Annotated in this window: 15 protein-coding genes; 8 read left to right on the plus strand and 7 right to left on the minus strand. The window is 61.3% G+C overall.

The genetic code is table 11. The features are described 5' to 3' along the window. The first annotated feature begins 35 nt into the window (after positions 1-35). From HY795_11240 to HY795_11250, 3 genes are read left to right on the plus strand one after another with little or no spacing between them, the layout of a single operon-like run. On the plus strand, positions 36-935 hold the full coding sequence (locus HY795_11240) for a LysR family transcriptional regulator (protein ID MBI4805797.1): 900 nt from the start codon (positions 36-38) through the stop codon (positions 933-935). Further along, positions 932-3,601, plus strand: coding sequence for a cobyric acid synthase (locus HY795_11245; GenBank protein ID MBI4805798.1), 2,670 nt, complete (start codon positions 932-934; stop codon positions 3,599-3,601). Before HY795_11240 ends, HY795_11245 begins: the two co-directional genes overlap by 4 nt. Positions 3,602-3,661: 60 nt before the next feature. Next, the gene (locus HY795_11250; GenBank protein ID MBI4805799.1) at positions 3,662-7,486 is read left to right on the plus strand and encodes an AsmA family protein; all 3,825 of its coding nucleotides are present in this window, start codon (positions 3,662-3,664) and stop codon (positions 7,484-7,486) included. 128 nt (positions 7,487-7,614) lie between these two features. On the opposite strand, the gene HY795_11255 is transcribed toward HY795_11250, so the two are convergent. The 5 genes from HY795_11255 to HY795_11275 all read right to left on the minus strand — a co-directional run bounded on the left by HY795_11255 (position 7,615) and on the right by HY795_11275 (position 13,039). Next, the gene (locus HY795_11255) at positions 7,615-8,304 is read right to left on the minus strand and encodes a protein phosphatase CheZ (GenBank protein MBI4805800.1); all 690 of its coding nucleotides are present in this window, start codon (positions 8,302-8,304) and stop codon (positions 7,615-7,617) included. Between the two features lie 7 nt (positions 8,305-8,311). Then, positions 8,312-9,169 carry a sensor domain-containing diguanylate cyclase gene (locus HY795_11260; protein MBI4805801.1) on the minus strand — a complete coding sequence of 286 codons (858 nt, stop codon included), beginning with the start codon at positions 9,167-9,169 and terminating at the stop codon, positions 8,312-8,314. Between the two features lie 148 nt (positions 9,170-9,317). After that, positions 9,318-10,895, minus strand: a complete 1,578-nt coding sequence (locus tag HY795_11265; GenBank protein ID MBI4805802.1) for a glycosyltransferase — start codon at positions 10,893-10,895, stop codon at positions 9,318-9,320. Then, on the minus strand, positions 10,882-11,919 hold the full coding sequence (locus HY795_11270; GenBank protein ID MBI4805803.1) for a glycosyl transferase family 1: 1,038 nt from the start codon (positions 11,917-11,919) through the stop codon (positions 10,882-10,884). The genes HY795_11265 and HY795_11270 overlap by 14 nt, the downstream gene beginning before the upstream one ends. 73 nt (positions 11,920-11,992) lie before the next feature. Further along, positions 11,993-13,039 carry a glycosyltransferase family 1 protein gene (locus HY795_11275; protein ID MBI4805804.1) on the minus strand — a complete coding sequence of 349 codons (1,047 nt, stop codon included), beginning with the start codon at positions 13,037-13,039 and terminating at the stop codon, positions 11,993-11,995. Between the two features lie 65 nt (positions 13,040-13,104). On the opposite strand from HY795_11275, the gene amrA reads away from it, so the two are divergent. After that, entirely contained in the window at positions 13,105-13,659 is a 555-nt protein-coding gene (gene amrA / locus HY795_11280) for an AmmeMemoRadiSam system protein A (GenBank protein MBI4805805.1), read from the plus strand. A 91-nt stretch (positions 13,660-13,750) separates the two neighbouring features. On the opposite strand, the gene HY795_11285 is transcribed toward amrA, so the two are convergent. Further along, a complete protein-coding gene (locus HY795_11285) occupies positions 13,751-14,770 on the minus strand; it encodes a J domain-containing protein (protein MBI4805806.1) in 1,020 nt (339 codons plus the stop codon). Positions 14,771-15,119: 349 nt separating this feature from the next. Here HY795_11285 and HY795_11290 point away from each other — a divergent pair, with 349 nt between their 5' ends. The 4 genes from HY795_11290 to HY795_11305 all read left to right on the plus strand — a co-directional run bounded on the left by HY795_11290 (position 15,120) and on the right by HY795_11305 (position 19,282). Further along, a complete protein-coding gene (locus tag HY795_11290; GenBank protein ID MBI4805807.1) occupies positions 15,120-15,587 on the plus strand; it encodes a chemotaxis protein CheX in 468 nt (155 codons plus the stop codon). A gap of 15 nt (positions 15,588-15,602) precedes the next feature. Beyond that, positions 15,603-16,871, plus strand: a complete 1,269-nt coding sequence (locus HY795_11295; GenBank protein ID MBI4805808.1) for a putative Na+/H+ antiporter — start codon at positions 15,603-15,605, stop codon at positions 16,869-16,871. A 62-nt stretch (positions 16,872-16,933) separates the two neighbouring features. Further along, a complete protein-coding gene (locus HY795_11300) occupies positions 16,934-18,745 on the plus strand; it encodes a thioredoxin family protein (GenBank protein MBI4805809.1) in 1,812 nt (603 codons plus the stop codon). A gap of 93 nt (positions 18,746-18,838) precedes the next feature. After that, entirely contained in the window at positions 18,839-19,282 is a 444-nt protein-coding gene (locus HY795_11305) for a hypothetical protein (protein MBI4805810.1), read from the plus strand. On the opposite strand, the gene aroC is transcribed toward HY795_11305, so the two are convergent. Beyond that, a complete protein-coding gene (gene aroC / locus HY795_11310; GenBank protein ID MBI4805811.1) occupies positions 19,265-20,320 on the minus strand; it encodes a chorismate synthase in 1,056 nt (351 codons plus the stop codon). The two genes, HY795_11305 and aroC, sit on opposite strands and share 18 nt — an antisense overlap. Positions 20,321-20,468: the final 148 nt, after the last annotated feature.

Below are 20,468 nucleotides of genomic sequence, written 5' to 3' on the forward strand. Positions count from 1 at the left end.
ATGTCTGAATACTGCCTTAAGGATTCGTGAAGACCATGGAACTCTACCACCTGCGCACCTTCGTGGCCGTGGCCGACGAGGGGAACCTCTCCCGGGCCGCCGAGAGGCTTCATCTGTCCCAGCCGGCCGTGAGCGCACACGTGAAAGCCCTGGAAGAGGAGCTCGGGGTGGGCCTGTTCACCCGCACGTCCCGGGGCATGGACCTCACCGACAGCGGACGGAGGCTTACGCTCACTGCGCGCGACGCATTGAGCCGCGCCCAGGAGCTTCTTGTGCAGGCCAGGGAACTGCGCGCCGGGATTAGTGGAGACATTATCCTCACCCGCAACACCGACCCGGAATTCCTGCGCCTTCCTTCCGTACTTGCCGAGCTAGCCACCGACCATCCGGAGGCACTCGTCCATATGGACTGCTGCGATTCCTACAACGTGGCAAAATGTCTGAAAGAAGGGCGGATGCATTCAGGATTCGCCTATGGCGATTTCGACGATCCCCAGATTACCGCCCTGCCATTGGGCATGGCTCCGGTGCGGGTGGTAGGGCCGGCCTCCTGGGGAGAGATGCTGGCAAAAGCCACCGTGCGGGACCTGGCCGACCTGCCGTGGGTCTGGTTCCACGAGCGTTGTCCCTTCGTGCTCATGGCCCAGGAACTCTTGGTCGAGAGCGGGGGGAAGCCCAAGACAGCGGCCGTGATCAATGACGAGCACACCATCCGCGCCCTGGTCGCCTCGGGACACGGTCTCTCCCTGCTGCGCGAGGACATGGCCCGGTCCCAGGTTTTAGGCCAGGAACTGGCCATCTGGCCCGGCGGCGCGCTCGCTATTCCTATAAGTCTCGTGTTTCTCAGCAGGCGCCTGGACGAACCCGAGGTCAAGGCTTCAGCCCGAGCCGCCTGCAAGGCCTGGGGGTTGAACAGCGACGCGGTGGGCGCATGAAGCTTTTCCCCCACGGCGGCGATGTGCGCCAGCTGGCCAAGCTCGCAGGATGCGAGCCTTCGCAGATCACGGATTTCTCGGCCAGCATCAACCCTCTCGGTCCGCCCGAATGGTTGAGAACCGTCATTTCCTCCGCGGTTGACGAGCTTGTCCACTACCCTGACCCGCACTGCCGCGAGCTTATCGCAGCCGCCAGTGTACGCCACGGGGCGCCTGCGAAGACCCTGCTGGCCGGCAACGGCACCAGCGAACTCCTTTTCGCTTTGGCCCAGGCCTGCGGGCTTCGCCGGGCGGTGATCCCAGTTCCATCCTACTGCGATTACCAGACCGCCTGCTCAAAGGCCGGGATGGACAGTACACTCCTGCCCCTTTCGGAAAACGAAGGATTCACCCTGGACCAGGCTTCTCTCGCGGCCGAGCTGTCCCGCCAAGAATCTCCTACCGTTGTGTTCGTGGCCAGACCCAACAACCCCACGGGGATGGACGTCCCAGCGGACCTGGTGCGCACTCTGGCCAAGGCGCATCCGCAGTGTTTGTTCGTGGTGGACGAGGCCTTCGGCTCCTTTGTTCAGGATTTCGAAAGCCTTCTTTCCAACCGCCCAAGCAATGTGGCCGTGCTCCTATCGCTCACCAAGATGTTCGCCATCCCCGGCCTTCGCTTGGGCCTTGTTTGCGCCGAGGAGGCTCTCATAGAAGAGATGCGCCAGCGCATCGCGCCCTGGTCGGTCAACTCCCTGGCACAGGCCGTGGGAATAAGGGCCATGAAGGATGAAGCATTCGAAGAGCGCTCCCGGGAAACGGTAACCCGCCTGCGTGAGGACCTGGCCAAGGGATTGACCACTTTTCCGGGCATTACTGTTTTTCCCGGCGCGGCAAACTATCTGCTCTGTCGGTTGGATCCGCCGGGCCAGGGAGAGACAGAGGGCATTCGCGAAGTTTGCGCACACGATTGCGCCAAAGCACCGAACCCGGGGTTCAGTTCTGGGAATCATCCGCAGTTCCATGATGTTCCGTTCCTTAGAGCCAAGCTCCTGGAAAAACACATCGCCATACGGGACTGTTCCAATTTCGCGGGTCTCGACCAGCGCTACTTCCGGGTGGCCGTTCGCGCCGAGGGAGATAACGACCGGCTCCTGGAATCCCTGGCGGAGATCCTCGCACCGCACACCAAGAAGACGCTGCGAAAGCGTCCCACCCCCGCGCTCATGGTGCAGGGAACCTCCTCCAATGCCGGCAAGTCCGTGCTCACCGCGGCGCTGTGCCGCATCCTGCGCCAGGACGGGATCAACGTGGCTCCGTTCAAGGCCCAGAACATGTCGCTCAATTCATTTGTCACCGCCCGGGGGGAGGAGATGGGCAGGGCCCAGGTACTCCAGGCCCGGGCCTGTGGCCTCGCCCCCCAGGCCCGGATGAATCCGGTGCTGTTAAAACCCTCTTCGCACACCGGCTCCCAGGTCATCGTCATGGGCAAACCCGTGGGCAACATGCGGGTCCGCGAATACGTCTCCTACAAACCGAAAGCCTTCGAAGCGGCCAAAGCCGCGTACGATTCTTTGGCAGGCGAGTTCGACGCTGTGATCCTGGAAGGGGCCGGAAGCCCGGCGGAGGTGAACCTCAAAGCCCACGACATGGTGAACATGGCCATGGCCGTCCATGCCGGTGCCCGGGTTCTCTTGGTGGGCGACATCGACCGGGGCGGGGTGTTCGCAGCCCTGGCCGGGACCATGGAGCTTCTCAGCCAAGCCGAGCGCGCCCTGGTGGGCGGCTACGTACTCAACAGGTTCAGGGGCGATCCGTCGCTCTTGGAACCCGCCCACCGCTTCATGCTGGAGCTGACCGGCAAACCGGTGCTGGGAGTGATCCCCAACATCGAAGACCTGGGCCTGCCAGAGGAGGATTCCGTCAGTTTCAAGGCGGACGGATTTTCCTGCAAGGAACCACGGGACTTGGACATCGCAGTGGTGGACCTTCCCCACATCTCCAATTTCACGGATTTCGACGCCTTGGCCCTCGAACCGGACGTGGCCCTGCGGGTGGTGCGCTACCCTGATGAGCTCGGCTCTCCGGACGCCCTCCTCCTCCCCGGCAGCAAGAACACCCTGGCGGACCTGGCAAAGCTGCGCGAAAACGGCTTGGCAAGTGCTCTGGGAGAACTGCGTGGCTGTGAGATAGTCGGGATATGCGCCGGACTGCAGATGCTTGGAGAACGCATCACCGATCCGATGGGGCTGGAATCGCAGCTGGGCGCGGAGCATGGCCTGGGCTTTCTGGCCATTGAAACCGAACTCATGCCGGAAAAAATTCTGGCCCAATCAACAGCGCTGCACAAGCCGTCACACCTCGAGCTGTCCGGGTACGAAATACACCATGGGGTCACCCGGGCGCTAAAGGGCCATCAGGATGAGTTGGCTGTCCTGGCTGAACGGCCGGACGGCCAGCCCGTGGCCTGGGGCCAGGCGGGGCAGGTCTGGGGCACCTATCTGCACGGGGTGTTCGACTCTGGCGGGTTCAGGCGCTGGTGGCTCAACTGTCTGCGTTCGAAAAAGGGGTTGGCCCCTCTTGAGTCGAGTACCGGCTGCGGGCTGGATGCTGCCCTGGACAGGCTTGCGGCCACTGTTCGAGACAGCCTGGACATGACGGCTCTCTACGCCCTGCTGAGACTTTAGGGCCTCCAGTCCCGGCACGAAGAAGTGCCGGCGCACTTGAACCCTCCGCCCGATGGGTCTATGGTTTTTATAAGGATCGTGGCGTTGAATCCCGTACCCATCATGAACACAATCACTTCACGTCGATTCCTTCTGGCGCACCCTTTTGTCCGGATCTTCCTGATCGTGGTCTCGGTTCTGGCCGCCGTCGCCTACGCCCTGCCCCCGGCGGCAACCTTCCTGATCGGCCAGGAAGCTCTTCGCACCCACGCCCAGGCAGCGCTTACCGCGGCGCTCGAGCGGCCGGCCATCATCGAAGGCGACGTGCGATTGACCATGGTTCCCTGGTTCGGACTGCATACCGGAAAAGTCACTCTTCCAAACGACCCTGGCTTCGGCCCGGAACCGCTTCTTGGTCTGGATTCCGCCACCATTTCCCTAAGCCTTCCCGCCCTTTTTTCGAGAAGGATAGTTGTGGATTCCATCTCAATGAATTCGGCCACCCTCAATCTTGAGCGCGACCCGGCCGGCCGGGAAAACTGGCCGATATTTCCACAGGGAAGCGCTTCCGAAGTTCCTACCGCCAAAGGCTGGACGGTGGAAAGTCTCCCAGCCGGGCTGAGACTCTTAAACGCCACCCTCACCTTCACGGACAGCCAAGCCGGACTTTCAATCCAAGTGCGTCGTTTGAATCTGAACTCCAGCCCCTCGCGGCCATTCAATTTCTCCCTCTCATGCGAAGTTACGGTGAACCCGCTTGGCGTCACCGGTGAACTGCATGCCGAAGGTCAGGCCAGTTACAGCGGGAGCGGCGAGCACGTACTGGTGCACAAGTCCACTGCGGCCGGCTGGGTGGTGTTGCCAAAGGAGTCGGGGCTGCCGGCAGAGAGGGTGAACTTCTCTGCCAAGGCCATGATTCATGGAGAACAAGGCGCCTTCGAAATTACCAGCCTGATTTTGGACGGACTAGGCGCCCGGGTTACTGGCCAAGTGAACGCCGCCGGGCTCTACGAAGAAAAACCCTATGTGTATCTGAACCTCGCGGCCAAGGCGGACAGACAGGGTGTTTGGACAAAATTCCTCGGGATGGAACACCCCGGCCGCCCGGCCCTCCGGTCGGGAGAAACCAGGATACACCCCTCCTTCCAGCAACCGCCGCCCACCGGTGACATCAACGCGGAATTGGAACTCAGCTCCACACCAAGCGGATGGATGGCCAGCAAAGTCGTCCTTCGAGACGGGCCGGGCAAACTCTCCGGATCAGTCAAGGAGATCGGCGGAGACATTTCCTTTGATCTTTCGGCTCAGAATCTCAACCTTGGTACGTGGCTCGGCAGCATTGCTCCCCGCTGGATATGGAGCGAGGACGGATTCAAAAGCTTGAACGGCCGCTTCGCCGGTACTAATCTTCGAGCTGGCTCCATGGAGATAACCGACATGGAGCTTTCCGCACGCGGCCAAGAAAGGGAGTTCCGCATTTATCCCTTCACGGCCAAAACTCCACACGCACTCTTCACCTCGGATATTCGGGTCAAGCCTGGCCAGACGTCGTCGCTTTTTTCATGCAGCGCGAACGTACAGGCGCTCGGGCTTGAGAGTGTTTCGCCGCAAGCCGCTCCTCCCATGGTGGAATTGGCCGTCAACGGCGAAGCCGGCCCCGGAGGAATCGCAGGCAAAGCTCGTCTCGGGTTGGCCGAGTACTCCAAGAATTGGCGGCCAGAGGTACTCTCTGAGGATATGCGCCAGGCATGGTCGATCCTTGGGGGCTCAAGCGCTCTCTTGTCTTTCAAGTCGACCACCGCGCCTCAAGGCTGGGAGATTATTGATCTCGATCTCCGCACCAGCCTGTCCCACATCACTGGCAAGGCGACCGGCGGCCAAGCCGCCACTCAATTGGACCTTCAAGCCGACCGGATTGACGTCACTAGGTTGCGCCAATTGGCCGCGCTGTTCGGCGATACCGGGAGCGGCTTGTCCCCCTGGCCTCTTGAAGGCAGGATCTTCGCCAAAAAGGTGAACACCCCAGACTTTGACATCGATGATATGCTGGTTGCCGGGCACGCCTCGTCCTCCTCGCTCAAGCTGTCCACGCTTTCGGGTTCAACGCTGGGAGGAAAATTCTCTGGCGGACTGGAGATTGACGATTCGCCGGCACGCCGGAACCTCTCCATGAATCTTACAGCACTGGGAGTCCACAGCGCCCAACTTTCCACACTTTGGCAGCAGCTCCCGAAAATGAACGGTCCTCTTGAATGCCGGTTTAACGCGGAATCCTCGGTCAGTCCGGAAGTCCCTGTCTGGCAGGGGCTGCATGGCCAGGCGGACCTGCTGCTGACCCAGGGATCTGTCATGTTCTCTCCCGAGCAGGGAGTGTCCCAGCCTTGGCCGTTAAGCAGGGCCGCCGCGAATCTCAAGTTTTCCAGCAAGACCGCCGGAACCCATACCGGGGAGCGACAACGCGAAGCCGTCCTGGTCGACCTTTCCGGGGCGATAAAAGTGGATTCCCTGGGCATGGTCCGATCTTCCCAAGTGGATGTCAAAGGCCAGGCGGCCCTGGACAGCGCTGGAACGCCATTGTGGTACAAGCAGCCCAAAACTGAAGGCGTACACCAACTGGCCTTGCCCTTCGCGGGTCCCGGCAAGACCTCCCGTGCTTCCTGGACAGGAAAATTCGAAGCCGATCTCGAAAAGGGCGGCTTCAATCTCTCCGCGCTGGAACTCAATCTGGCCGGAGTCCCAGGCCGGGCCGCGATTGCTGGGCAGCCAGCCCAGGGAGGCGTGAACCTCACGGGTTCCCTGGACATACCTGAATTCAGCCCGCGCGAGGTGGCGCCTCGAATCGGCATGGCCATCCCTGCCGGAGCTGATCCCAGCGCGTGGCGCAGAGCAAAGCTTTCGGCCGCTGTCGGGGGTAATTTGCGCGAGATTCGAATAAGCCGCATCCAGGCCTCCCTGGACGACACCATCATCACCGGCCAAGGGTCCATCAGCGGAGCGAGGAACCGGCTGGAGCTTTCAGTCAATTCTCTGGATCTGGACCGGCTAAGCCCTGCGCCCAAGCATTCGGACCCGACCAAACGACCGGACGAACCCTTGCCCATGGCCGAGTTGCGGGACCTTTCCCTGGAAGCCAAAGTCCGCTTCGGGTGGCTGCGCAAGGACCGTCTTCTCTGGGAGAACGCCTACACAGAGTTCTCAGCCCTTGCGGGCCGCTTCCAACTGCGCCAGAGCGCTCCCTCCTTTTACGGGGGGCCTTACTCCATCGACATCCGGGGGGACGCGCGCGGCAGCGAGCTCAAGGCCCAGATGGAACTCAAGCTGAGCAACTTCTCCGCCGCTCTTTTGCTCAAAGACCTTGCCGGAGCGGAGACCCTGTCCAAAGGCATCTGCGATTTCCACGTGAATGTTGACACCCACGGAGCCACAGACCGGGCCCTTCGCCGCCACGCCACGGGATCAGCCGGATTCATGGTCCGCGACGGCAAACTGTCCATCAAGGAAGGCACAGGAAAACGCGAAACTCCGCAGGCTCCTGTAATCGGAGACAGGGACGCGCCACAGCCTGTGCAGCATCAGCCAACCGAAGGGCTTTCCTTCAGCAAACTGGGAGCGAGCTTTACCATCCGGGAAGGGCTGGCCATCACCCGGGACATGATCCTGACCGGCAGTGGCTTGAACGCCAGAGGAGACGGCTGGGTCAACTTGGACGATGAACGCATTGACTTGAACCTCATGGCCTCAGTGCCGGACGTGGGCGAGGTGCCAGTGCGCATTAGCGGGCCGCTCTACGACCCCAGGCTGGACATCGACAAGTCCAAGATCATCGGGGAAACCATTATGAACATCCTCAAGGGCGTGATCAGCATCCCCGGCAACGTGCTCGACCAGCTACGCAGAGTGTTCTAAGGGATTTCCAGACCTCGGGCAGCCTTTCGACACCACTTCCTGGCTCTTCCCAGCCTGATCATCAAGACGGCAGAGCGCAGACGCAAGAGCCGGGCGTTCGTGCAAATGTCAGCGCCCATGTTCACCATCTACAGATTCAGCTGAGCCAGAAGATCGTCCACTTCCGACTGGGAGACCTTGGCCTTGGCGTCCTTTTTGAGTTCCTCCAGGGGTTGTCCCGGCTCCTTTTCCTGGGCCTTCACCAGGATTCCGGTGGACACATAGAGTTCGGCCACCATGTCGCGCACCTTGCCAAGCATGTCGATGACGCGCTTGATGCGCTGCCCGGTCAAATCCTGAAAAGACAGGCACGTCATGATCTCAATCAGGTCCTCCGAAAGCCTCTGGCAGAGTCGCCCGGCCGTGTCCCGGTGCTCCGGATCGCTTGTGCCCTTCTGGAAGAGCACCATCAGCTCGGCTGGCACGTGCATGTTGCGCTCCACCAAATCGATTATCTCGAAGGTGGCTTTCTCCGTGGCCTGAATCACCTGATCCAGCCGCTGAGAAGCCTCGTCCATGAGCACCCCGGCATGAGCCGCGTTCTCGGGCTTCCCCGAATTCCCTCCAGGCCCTTGGAACATGGATATCTCGCGGTAGATGTCCCCCAGGTTGGCCATGATCTCTTCGTTCAAACGCTTGAAGAATTCCTCGCCACCCAAGTGCTTGCCGGCAAGCACGGCAACTTCCTCTCGCACGGCCTCCCGAACAACCTCGCGGATGAAAGGCTTGAACGTCTCGGTCAGCTGGGCGGCGAAGGCGTTCAGGTCTGTTTCATCCATGGCTTTCTCACTTGAAGTAGCTTGATTCATTGTAAAAAGAGTAGCCGTTTTTTCCGGATTTTTTGGCTACATACATGGCATCGTCCGCTTTCTTGAGGAGCTCCTCAGGATCTATTCCGTCCGTGGGAGCCACTGAGATGCCAAGGCTCGCGCTCACATTCACCGACTGGCCTTGCCAGGGGATGGGCTGGGTGATGGATTTGATCACCCTGTTTCCCATAAGGCCGGCATGCAGTCCGTTACGCAATTCCCCAAGTATCATCACGAACTCATCTCCGCCGATGCGGGCCGCCGTGTCGTCGCTCCTGACAGCATCCAGGAGCCTTGCGGCAGTGACTCTGAGCACCTCATCGCCGCACTTGTGCCCGTAATTGTCGTTGATGGGTTTGAATCCGTCCAGATCGACGAAGACCACTGCCACGAAATCCTTATGGCGCTTGGCGCGGGCCAGGGTTTGGCGCATGCGGTCCAGAAGCAGGACGCGGTTGGGAAGTCCCGTGAGTGCGTCGTGCAGCGCCAAATGCTCCACTCCACCATCGGCCAAATTCCCTGCTGTGGGCCGAAAGACAACCGCCAACTCGTCCGTGTCGGACAGCCTCAGACAGTGGACCTCTACCGGCAGGAAGTTCCCGTCTTTCACCCGGATCTTCAGGCGTTTAAAGAGCGACACCTCTTGCCCCGCCTGCCTGGACATTTCCCCAAAACTCCCTTTTCCCACGAGTTCCGCCAGTGACACGGACGCCACTTCCTCTGGCCCAATCCCCAACGCGTCCTGAAAAGGATCGTTCACATACAGCAGCCGCCCGTCCGAGGCGGCTAAGCACGCGGGATCGAAACTCAAATCAAGCACATTCCGTATGGACATGGGCGGCTCCGAACGGACAAGTTCAGGAGAAAGGATGGACCATTTCGCGGGTCCGCGCAATATCGTATTCCTTAAAACACGGTCTCGCGTTGCCACGCATCGAGACAATGAGTGACGAAAAGACCCAGCCCGCATGATCCGGAGCAGTTTAGGCCGAGAGCTTGCTCAAGATGTCCTTGAGCATGACCGTGGAAAGCTTCTCGCGCATCTTCTCACGGACATCGCCAGGATGTTTCGCGGCCAGCTTGTGCAAATTGGCCGTGCTGTTGGCCGTGGCCTGGGCGTTTTGGTTCAGCAGCGCCCCGGAAAGGCGTGCATGACGCACGGCGAGGTTGCCCTGATAGACGGCCGTGTGCCCCAGGGCCGCCAGGCGCAGGTCGTGGTCAAGGTCGTCGTACTGGGTCGGGGAGAAGCGGATGTCGAACTCCCCGCTTTCGCGCAGCAGTTCCGTTCTGAACAAGTGAAAACACCCCGTGACCGAAAGACAGGGGCGAATGTAGTCGAACTGGCCGAAATCGAGGTCCTGGGTGCACAGCGAGGAAAAGGCTGGCTCGGGGCCGCTGGCTTCCAAAAGATGTATGTCCACGTTCTGAATACGGCCCGGTGCGTCCAGGTCCACCACCTTGCAGCCCCAAACCCCGGCATCCGGGCTGATCTCCACCGCCCGCCCGAACAGTCGCGACCAGTCATGCGGTACCATGGCGTCGTCGTCCAGGTAGGCAACGAAATCGCTCGATGCAACTACATCGTGGCGGGCGAGCCAGTTGCGGGCGGCCGGAGCGCCCACGTTCACCGGCAGGGTGATGGTCTCCAGAATGCCACCTGCGCGGTCCCGCCAAGCGGCCAGCACTTCGGGCGTGGCATCCGGGCTGCCGTTGTCCAACACCACAACGCGCGCCCCAGCGAGCTCCGAGGAGAACAGCGCGGCCAGGGTTGCATCGAGCTCGGCTGCCTTGCCACTGGTATAAAGGCACACGGCCACTGGCCCGGAAATCGGACGGCCCGGAAGATCCCTCCCTGCCAGTCTGTCGAAATACCTCAAGAGCAGATTGATGTTCCAGGGCGCCTGGGACAAGGACCGGCGCCACTGGCTTGCCGCTTCGTCTGGCCGGCCCAGCCTGAACAGGCAGTGGCCGAGCCTTATTCTGGCCGGACGAAGAAGCCTGGCCCCTTCGTACCACAGAGCGGCTTCCTGGTAGTCGCCGCGCTGGAAATGGACATCGCCGCGGCTTTTATCTCGCAAGGGGGCTAATCCCTCGGGCCAAGGCATTTCAAGACTTCTCAGAACGATTTCCCAGTCAGCAAGGAGGTAGGCCAGATCGAGCAGGTGCTGGCGCCAGAACAAATTGTCCGGTTCCCGAATGCAGTTTGATGCGAGCCAATCCTTGAGTTCATCGTAAGACCGGTTCGCTGCCAGAACGGCCATGGGGCCCGTGTCGTCCGGTTCGCGCCAGTTCGCGGCCACCGCGTTCACCGCCGCCCTCACTTTGGGAGCCAGAAAACCCGCTCGTGTGTCCAGCCCGGCAAGCAGTCTGGCCAGAGTCCCGTCAAGCGGTCCCGCCTCCCAGGCTGCCAGCAGAATATCCAAACCGAGCCTGGACGTTTCCGGTGCGGCCAGAGCACGCCTGGCCAGGTCCGCCAGATGCGGCTTGCCCGTGGCTCCCAGCAGGAGTCCATAGCGCAGCCCTTCCGGAAGATCGTGCCAGTTGAAATCACCCGCTGGCATGGCACACCCGCTTCCACACCTTCAAATATCCCTCGGCGCCGGTTGTCATACCCCAACGGCTACGCACCTCGGCAGCAGCCTGGTGACCCAGGGCGCGCCGGAATGGAGCGTCCTCCACCAATTTTACCAGGGCCTGCTCCCATTCGACCGAATCACTCCCCGCAATCAAGCCCGTTTCTCCGTGGCGTACCGATGCGTAGGCAGGCAGATCCGCATAGACGCCGGCGGTTCCAAGTGCCGAATATTCAAGCCACTTCACGGCGCTTTTGCACCTGTTGAAGGCGCTGTCCGCTAGCGGGGCCAGGCCGATGTCCGGTGCCAGTTTTCTCAGCGCGGCTGCGTATCCGGCGTAATCCTCGTTGAAGCCGATGACCGTAGCGTCAATCCCCGACGGGGAACACCCCATGAATACAATCTCCACGGCGTTCCCGAAGTGTTGTTTCACGGCAGCCAAGGCAGGAAGGACGAGTTCCAGATCCTTCCCATGCGAGGGAGTTCCCGCGAAAACGATGCGCACCGGACCCGGCTCCCTCCCACGGGCCATCGGTCCGATCCAGAGGCGTTCCTCCAGGAAATTGGGCAGCACCTCAATTTTGTGGGCCAACCCCTTGAAAGCGTGTCTTAATTCCACAGTACTGACCGTGACCAGGGTGGCCCTGGCAAGAAGCTCCCTGGTGAACGGCTCTATGGGAGCCAAACGTTGGCGCATGGGGTGGTCAGGGGGAACAGCCAGGAAATTGTCGTCCACATCGTAGACCACAGGCCGCCCAGAGCTTAGGGCCTGTTCCACTATGGGCCAGGTTTCCTTCATTGGAAAGTACCGTTGGAAAATGACGGCATCCGCCCCGGTCATGGCAGAGGAATCAATGGCGTAGTCCGTACCGTTGCTCGTGGCGGCCCAACGCATGTCCACCCTGCCACGCAGGATCGACGCCGGACCCAGCAGGCGAATTCGGGCGCAGGCATAGGCGGGCAGATCCAGGGAATACGCGGCGATGGTCAGCATCTGGGTATTTACTGACAAGAGCTTCCGAGGGCTTCAGTGTGGACCCTCCCGGCACCGTTCAACAATTGCATCACCCTTCACCGCCTCCCTTTCAAGGTTCGGAAACGATCTGTTGCCCTTGGTACGCCGGGTCGTTTCTGAAGGCCAGCTCCAGATAAAACCGTCGATGGCCTGGAGGCAGCGGCAAAGCCTCGTCCAGGGCCAGAACCCGGTAGGCGTTGCTCATGCGCGCCCTGATCGCGCCACAGTCGGCTATGCGGCGCTCATGGGCGCGGCCGTCGCGCAACTCCTGGAGGATAGCCGTTATCTCGGCCGCACGCACATCCACAGTGTGCTTGGACAAAACCTCCTGACGGCCGGCCCGGGCAATGTCCGGCAGTCTCGGATCATTCAGCGCGCCCAGGGCGGCCTGAGCCGCCGAACGGGCGTTGGCGCGCTCATAGACCAGGACGTTCTCACCGGGGGTGAACAGTTCGGCAAGGCCGTTGCCTGTGGCCTCGGTGAGAACCGCCGCTCCGCAGGCAGCCGCCTGAAACAGCCTGAAGTTGAGCTCCCCGGCTGCGGATTGGTTGAGCACTATGCGGCTTCGCCCGAACACCGGCCGATAGTCGCCGCTCAGGGCCACCAGAGGGGCCTGTTTCTTGAAACTATCTAGAAACATCTTGCGGCCAGGATTCGCCGGGCTGTCCAGGGTTCCCACGAAGCTCACCGGAATGTCGCGTTCCCCCTCGGGAGAGTTATCGTGGGCCGGATCGCAGAAAAGAGGCATCCAGCGGGCTGGGCGGAAATGCTCGGAGGCGAAGACTCCGAGGTACTCCTTCTGGGCCACCAGGACCGTGTCGAAGCCGGACGAATAGGCGACATGCCAGGGGTTCATGTACTGGTCGATGGAATAGGCCACGCTCGGCCATGGCAAAAGCTCCAGGCCGATCACGGTGGGCGGCTGGCAGGTGTCCGCCCAAAGCATCGCGTCCGGGACGAAGTCTTTGGACTTCAGGGTCTCAAGCAACCTGCTGAGGGACAACGGCTCGGACAAAGGCACGTCCACCCCGGGCGAGGAACCGATGCACAGGGTCTGGTGTCCCTGGGCGGCCAGGGCACGCAGGAAGTATGGTCCGTCCACGCAGAGAATACGCATGGTTTTGTGTAGAGCATCTGGCAAGCCCAGGGCAAGAGTGATACTCGCATGAAAAAGGAGCTGCCATGGACGGTTTCACGTTCGAACTGACCGGTGACGAGAAAAAATACCTCAAAGAACTGGTCCGCCAGAGCATCGCGGCAGAGCTCGCAGGAAACAGCGGCTGGAAAGCTCCCGATCCTCCATCGGACAAACTGCGCGAAACCTTAGGCGCCTTCGTCACCCTGACGCTTGGAGGCGAACTGCGCGGCTGCATCGGCCACATCGTCGGCGACAAGCCCCTCTACTTGACCATTGCCGAAATGGCCAAGGCCGCCGCCTTCCAGGACCCGCGCTTCCCGCCCCTCTCCAGTGCCGAATTCGATGAGATCCACACCGACATTTCAATTCTAAGCCCCATCACCCCCTGCCCGGATCCGGCCCTGGTGACGGTTGGCCGCCACGGGCTCATCATGCGCCAAGGGTACAAGCAAGGGCTTCTGCTTCCCCAGGTTCCCGTGGAATGGAACTGGGACCGGGAGACCTTCCTGGCCCAGACATGCCGCAAGGCGGGATTGCCGGCGGATGCCTGGAAAATGCCCGAAACCCAGATATACTGGTTCGAAGCCGAGGTGTTCTAGTCGTAAGGACTGGTGTCTACTTGTGGAAAACGGGCCAGGCCCGCTCACATGAGGGTCAAGCAAAATCGGCTTGCGGTGGCAGACGGGAAAACTAGGCGGCCCAGGTGGCAGTCTTGCCGCGAAGGGGCGAACACCAGGAGATGGCCAGTTCATAGGCCTGGTTGATGGACTTCATCATCTCTTCGTCCCCGCCCAGGTCCGGGTGGTGTCTGCGGGCCTGCTTGCGGTAGGCGACCCGTATGTCATCCGCATTGCAGGGGTAGGTGATGCACAAGAGCGCGCAGGCCTGGGTCAAGGTCATACGCCCCTGGCCGAGCGGAGATTTGTGGGAGCGCTGCTTGTACTCCTGATAGCTCGACCCGCCACCCGGTCCCGTGGTGCGGTGGCGATGTTCCTGCTTCTGGCCCGCCTTGTGTCCGGCCTGCTGCCCGGTCTGTTGTCCGGTCTGTTGCCCAGCCTGTTTCCCAGTGTGTTGTCCGGCATGCTGATACGCACGCTGCTGGCTGGAAGAGCCCGTGGCTTCAGACCTGGCTTGGCCCGCGCCCGGGGACGCCTTTTGCTGCCCGGCAGAGCCGGAGCCCGTGGAAGTCCTGGCGGAAGATGCCGACGAAGCGTACTCGGTCTTGGCCCTGAAGCTCCAGGAGAACCCGGTTCCGGCCTGGCTATCAGTTTTTGATTTGAATGTGCTCCCCGCCTTGGCCTGTCCAGATTCGGCAGTTTTGCCAAAAGGTGCCTTGCCAAAGGTGGATTGTCTGGCGGAGGAGTCTGTAAATCTGGAAGAAGTGGTCGATTGCGAAGTTGAGGACTGAAAGCGGGAGCCGGCTGGTCCCTGGGGTTTCTGGGCACCGGCGGCAGGACCATTCTGCCGATGCCCATGCTGGCGACGCATGCCGTCCGCAGGGCTGTCTGTTTTGCGCCATGCCCGTCCGGCACTCTGATACTTGGTTCCGGCGGACTTGAGGTTGTCGAGGACTGTGCGCAGGTGGGAGAGGATGTCTCGAAGAAGATCTCTGGTGTCGGAGAGCCGCTTCTCCAAGGCGCCCCAGTCGGCGTCTGAGAAACCTGTGGCCCGGTTTTTAAACTGGGAGGCTGGCTCTTGGCGGCTCTGCATCGTGTGTGATGTCCGCCCGGGAAGCTTCCAGCCGGTTCGGGCAGGGCGCGGTCCCGGCCGCCCGTTGCGGCCCGGCTCCGTGTGTGCCCGGTAAGTCATGGACCGGCTATCGGCGTCCACGGCGTCTTTTAGGAGGACTACATCACCCGGATGTAAATGGCAAGACGCTGCAGCAAGTACACCTCGACGTTGCCCCTGCCCTGGCGCATTTCCAGGTGAGATGAAAAATGCCTTGAAAACTTACCCTGCGAAAAGATACTGGTAAGAACTCGGGGGGCACTTAGCCGTTACGGGCGATTAAGAATCCACCTGCCCCACATGCAGTACGATACCGATTCAAGGACCGGCCATGAACGCCAGCGACGCCGAGTTAGCCAAGCCATTCATCCAAGCAACCAGACACGTGCTCTCCACCATGGCCATGCTTGATCCGACCCCGGGGAAACCCTACGTCAAGCACAACGACGCCGCAGCCGGGGATGTTTCCGCCGTGGTGGGCCTCACCGGCGATAAGCACGGAAGCATTTCCCTTTCTTTCACGAAGCAGTGCGCGGTGGCCATCGTAAAAAATATGCTTGGCGACGACGTCCAGGACATCATCCAGGACGCCAAGGATGCTGTCGGGGAGCTCACCAACATGATCTCCGGGCAGGCCCGGGCGGGGTTGGCCCAGATGGGGCTTGCCATGCAGGCTTCCACCCCGACCATTATTTTCGGGGACAACCACACCATTTCCCATGTCTCCGCAGGCACAGTGGTGGCCATACCTTTCACCACCGAATATGGTAACTTCACTGTGGAATTCTGTTTCGAATAGACGTTCGAATACACCATGACCACACCCTGGCCAGCAGCTGTCTTGGGTACGGCCGCATTTGCGGCGGCCGTAACCCATACATTTCTAGCCGGGAGATTTCTGGCACGCTCCCAAAAAGAAAGCCCACACCAGGGGCTGTGGCACATCCTGGGCGAGGTCGAAGCGGTTTTTGGCTTCTGGGCCGCTGTTTTCCTGGTCCTGCTGGCGATTCTTAGCGGCCCTTCCAGCGCAATCACGTACATTGAATCCATCTCCTTCACAGAACCAGCCTTTGTGTTCGCCATCATGCTGGTGGCTTCCACGAAACCGGTTGTGGCGCTTGCCTCAAAAATCATCATCATCCTGGCTGCAAGATTGCCCATGCCACTCGGCACGGCCGTGTGCTTCACTGCGCTTACCATCGGTCCGCTCCTGGGGTCATTCATCACCGAACCCGCGGCCATGACGGTCACGGCGCTCATTCTGTACCTGGTTTTCTTCCAGCACCCCTTGCCCGAAACGTTCAAGTACGCACTTATTGGCACGCTTTTCGTCAACATTTCCATTGGCGGCGTGCTCACCCATTTCGCAGCCCCACCTGTTATCATGTGCGCTCCCGCATGGGGTTGGGGGCTGTGGCACATGTTCTCCAACTTCGGCTGGAAGGCGGCTATAGCTGTAATTGTGAACGCAGCTGTTCTGACCATGGTTTTCTCCGCCCGCCTTAAACGACTGGACATCCACATCCCGCAAAGCATGCGCGAGGACATCCCGCGCTGGGTGACGGCCGTGCATTTGGCGGTGCTCACGGCCATGGTCGTCCTGTTGCACCACCCCCTGGCCTTCATGGCCGTTCTCGTTGTCTTTCTTGGTTTCACTGCCGCGTACGAACAGCACCAGTCCGAACTCATGGTGCGTCCGGCGCTCCTGGTTGGCGTTTTTCTGGCAGGGCTCGTCATTCTCGGGCCACCGCAACGCTGGTGGGTACAGGCCCTGCTTGAGCGCATGGACTCCTTGGCTCTGTACTTCGGGGCGACTGCCCTGACCGCCGTCACCGACAACGCCGCCCTGACCTATCTGGGAACATTGGTGGAGAATCTCTCGGACCAGAACAAGTTCGCCCTGCTGGCCGGTGCGGTCACCGGCGGGGGGCTCACGGTCATCGCCAACGCCCCGAACCCGGCAGGCTTTTCCATCCTCAAGCACGGATTCAAGAACCAGTACATAAACCCCCTCGGGCTTTTGCTGGCCGCCCTTTTTCCCACGGCCGTGGCCGTGGCCGCGTTCCTAGTCTTTTCGGCATAGTTTCTGCTTTACCTCTCTTGAAACGCTGGCGTATGCTTGTTCCTATTATGCGGAGCCCTGCCATGCATGGATTTCTGACTGTCCTGGCTTTTTTCTTTCTCCTGGCGTCTCCGGTTACGGCCCAACCCACACCGGTTTCCGCCAGCTGGGAATTGGCCACTCTTCCCGGGAGCGGGCTGGTGGCGGTGCTTTGGCTCACTCCGGGCCAGGGTTTCAAAGCCTACGCCAACGACCCGGGGCAGACAGGGCTTCCCACCCGGGCCGAAGCCGTGCTCACCCCCTCGGGCAAAAGCCTCACGGTTCTTTATCCTCCGGGCAAGACAGCCCAGGATCTTTACGAGAAGGACAAGACCGTCAAAATCTACGATTCCCCCACGCCGCTTTTCATCCCTGTGCCGCACGACGCGCCGCCGGGGTTCGGCGTCCAGGCCAAGGTGAACCTCCTGGCCTGCACCGACAGCAGTTGCTGGCCGATGTCCTTGGAAACCGATTTTTCCTCGAAAGAGGTTCCCAATCCCGCCCCCGCAGACAGACAACCCTGGTGGAGCATGTTCGCCGGGCTGGTCAAAGAGGCTCCAGCCACTTCATCGCTTGGCGTCGCGGCCAAGGCCATCGAAGCCGCACCTGGCTGGACCTTCGCGCCCCGGTCTTTGCAGCCCCACCTGGAAGTGAACGGACTCCTTAAAGCCCTGCCCCTGGCCTTTTTGGCCGGATTTCTTCTCAACCTCATGCCATGCGTGCTGCCCGTGGCCTGCCTGAAACTCTCCGGACTGCTGGCCGTTTGCCGCGAAGGCGACCCCACCTGCGACCGCTTTGCCTTGATCCGGCAGCACAACATTTTCTTCTCGCTGGGAGTGCTGGCCTATTTCTGCGTTCTCGCCGTTCTGTTGGGACTTGCCGAAATGGCCTGGGGGGAATTGTTCCAGCAGCCGGGGCTCATTCTTGGAGCGGCTGTGGTGCTGTTCGCCCTCGGGCTGTCCCTTTTCGGAGTTTTCCATCTGCCGGTGATCGACCTGAAGCTCACCCCCCGTCCTGGACACAGCCCCAGATCCCAGGCCCTGGCCACGGGCTTTCTGGCCACTCTGTTGGCCACCCCCTGTTCCGGGCCGTTTCTGGGGGGAGTGTTGGCCTGGACCCTCATGCAGCCGGTGGCAGTGGTCATGACTGTTTTCGTGGGTATCGGGATGGGTATGGCTTCGCCCTATCTGCTCCTGGCCGTGAGGCCGGAGCTCACCAAGTTCGTGCCACGGCCCGGCCCATGGATGAGCCACTTGGAGAAGCTGGCCGGATTTCTCATCATGGGCACCTGCCTCTACTTCCTGGTCATATTGCCAGCCGCGCTCTTGCCCGCTTCCCTGGTGGCGCTGCTGGTAACGGCCTTCGCCTGCCACGCCTGGGGCAGCTGGACCAACCTCTCCCAGGGCGCGTTCACCCGCTGGACCATCCGAAGCGTTGCAGCGGCAGCGGCAGTGGCAGCCTGCGTATGGGCTCTTTCAGTCCCAGCGGCTGAGAGTGCGGCCTGGGAACCATTCGACAAAGCGACATTTCATCAGATGCTTGGCAAGGAGGATCTGCTCGTGGACTTTACCGCGGACTGGTGCCCCACCTGCAAGGCACTGGAAAAGACCGTGCTTCGCCCTCCGGCTGTCGCCAGGCTCCAGAAACGCTACGGGTTCAAGGCCATACGCGTGGACCTGACCCGTGAAAGCCCGGAGGCCATGGCGTTGCTGCGTTCTCTTGGATCCGCTTCGATTCCGTTGGCTGCCGTCTTCCCCAAAGGTGCCGACTCGCAGCGGCCAGTGGTGTTGAGAGACCTCTTCACATCAGGCCAGTTGGAAGAGGCCCTGGAGATGGCTTTCGGGCAGGTGAAATAACATACAGACTGACGGGGGACGATAGTTTTCCCTGGAAGCCTTGGTCAAAATTGCCGTTTTCGCGGCGTGGATTTTTTTCAGAGGGAGGAGTGCGTGAACGAGGATAACAAACCTGAACTCAAACGCCCCATGGACCCCAAGACAGGAGCTGTCATCCTGCTGGGTTCCCTGGGCGTTACCGCCGGCGTCACCTGGCTTCTGTCCCGGGTCGTCCCCTTCGGGCAGGAATCGCTGGCCCGGCTGCAGGGATCGCTTACCAACGAAGGGGCCTGGATGATCCTCGGCGCCTGGGTGATCTTTCCTGCCGTGTTCGCCCTAGCGTTTCTTCGCCTGGCCCAGGGGGTTGACCCCAGGCGGCTGACCTTCGCCTATGCGGGGGGAGTCTATTTCCTGCAGAGCTACGCGGAATTCGTGGCACGAGACACCGTGTCCCTGTGGCCGGAGCTTCTGCTCACGGCCGTGGCCACCATCATCTTCCACAGGCTGGCAAAGAAAAACGCCCCAGAATCCGAGGACGAATCAGCGTCCTCTTCCTGAAAGAAGCCAGAAGTCGGCCAGGGTCAGGCAGACCATGGCCTCCAGCACCGGATTGATGCGCGGAATGGCGCAGACGTCGTGGCGGCCGCCGACCACAAGGGTGGTGGCCTCTCCGCCCACGGTCACGCTGTTCTGCTCCTTGGCAACCGAGGGGATCGGCTTCACCGCGCAGCGGACAACGATGTCCTGGCCTGAGCTTATGCCGCCCAGGATACCGCCGGCCCTGTTGGATGCGAAGCCGTCCGGGGTCATGGCATCATTGTTCTTGGAACCGTAGTTGCGGGCGGCCTGCATGCCTTCCCCTATCTCCACGGCCTTCACAGCGCCCACGCCCATGAGTCCATACGCCAGCCTGGCGTCCAGTTTGTCGAACACCGGTTCGCCGAGCCCGGCCGGGACTCCGGCCGCGGTGACGCAGACGATGCCGCCGATGGAATCACCTTCGGCCTTCACCTGGCGCACCCGGTCCTCCCAGATGTCCACCACGTAGTCGTCCGGGGCGTAGAAGGGGCGTTCGTAGGCATTGCGCGGGTCCATGCACTGGGCCGGAATGTCTCCCACCTCCTTCGTATAGGAATAGACCTCCACTCCGTGGCGGGAGAGGAGCTGCCTGGCTATCTCACCTCCCGCAACACGCGCGGCTGTCTCGCGGGCCGAGGCCCGCCCGCCGCCGCGATAGTCGCGCACGCCGTATTTTGCCTGATAGGTGAAATCGGCGTGGCCCGGGCGGAACACGTCCTTAATCTTGGAATAGTCATGAGAGCGCTGGTCCGTGTTCTCGATGACGAACCCGATGGACGTGCCCGTGGTCACACCCTCGAATACGCCCGAGAGCAGGCGGATGGCGTCCGGCTCCTTGCGGGCCGTGGACGCGAGGCCACCCTGGCCGGGACGGCGCTTGTTGAGACCCTGCTGGATCATTTCCTCGGTGAGGGGGAGCCCGGCCGGGCAGCCGTCGATCACGCCGCCCAATGCAGGACCATGGGATTCGCCGAATGTGGTGAGCCTGAAAAGGCGTCCGTAGGTATTTCCGCTCATGGGCGGGCACGCTAGCCCGGATTGGGGGGCGGGTGCAAGGGCAACCTGACGAAACCCGGCTCTCAAGAAAACGTACCGAGAGCGCACCCTTTCCACGCCCCCCAAGCCAAAACGGCCCGGAGGCTTTCGCCTCCGGGCCGTCTTTTCA

Source organism: Desulfovibrio sp. (assembly GCA_016208105.1).
Lineage (GTDB): Bacteria > Desulfobacterota > Desulfovibrionia > Desulfovibrionales > Desulfovibrionaceae > Fundidesulfovibrio.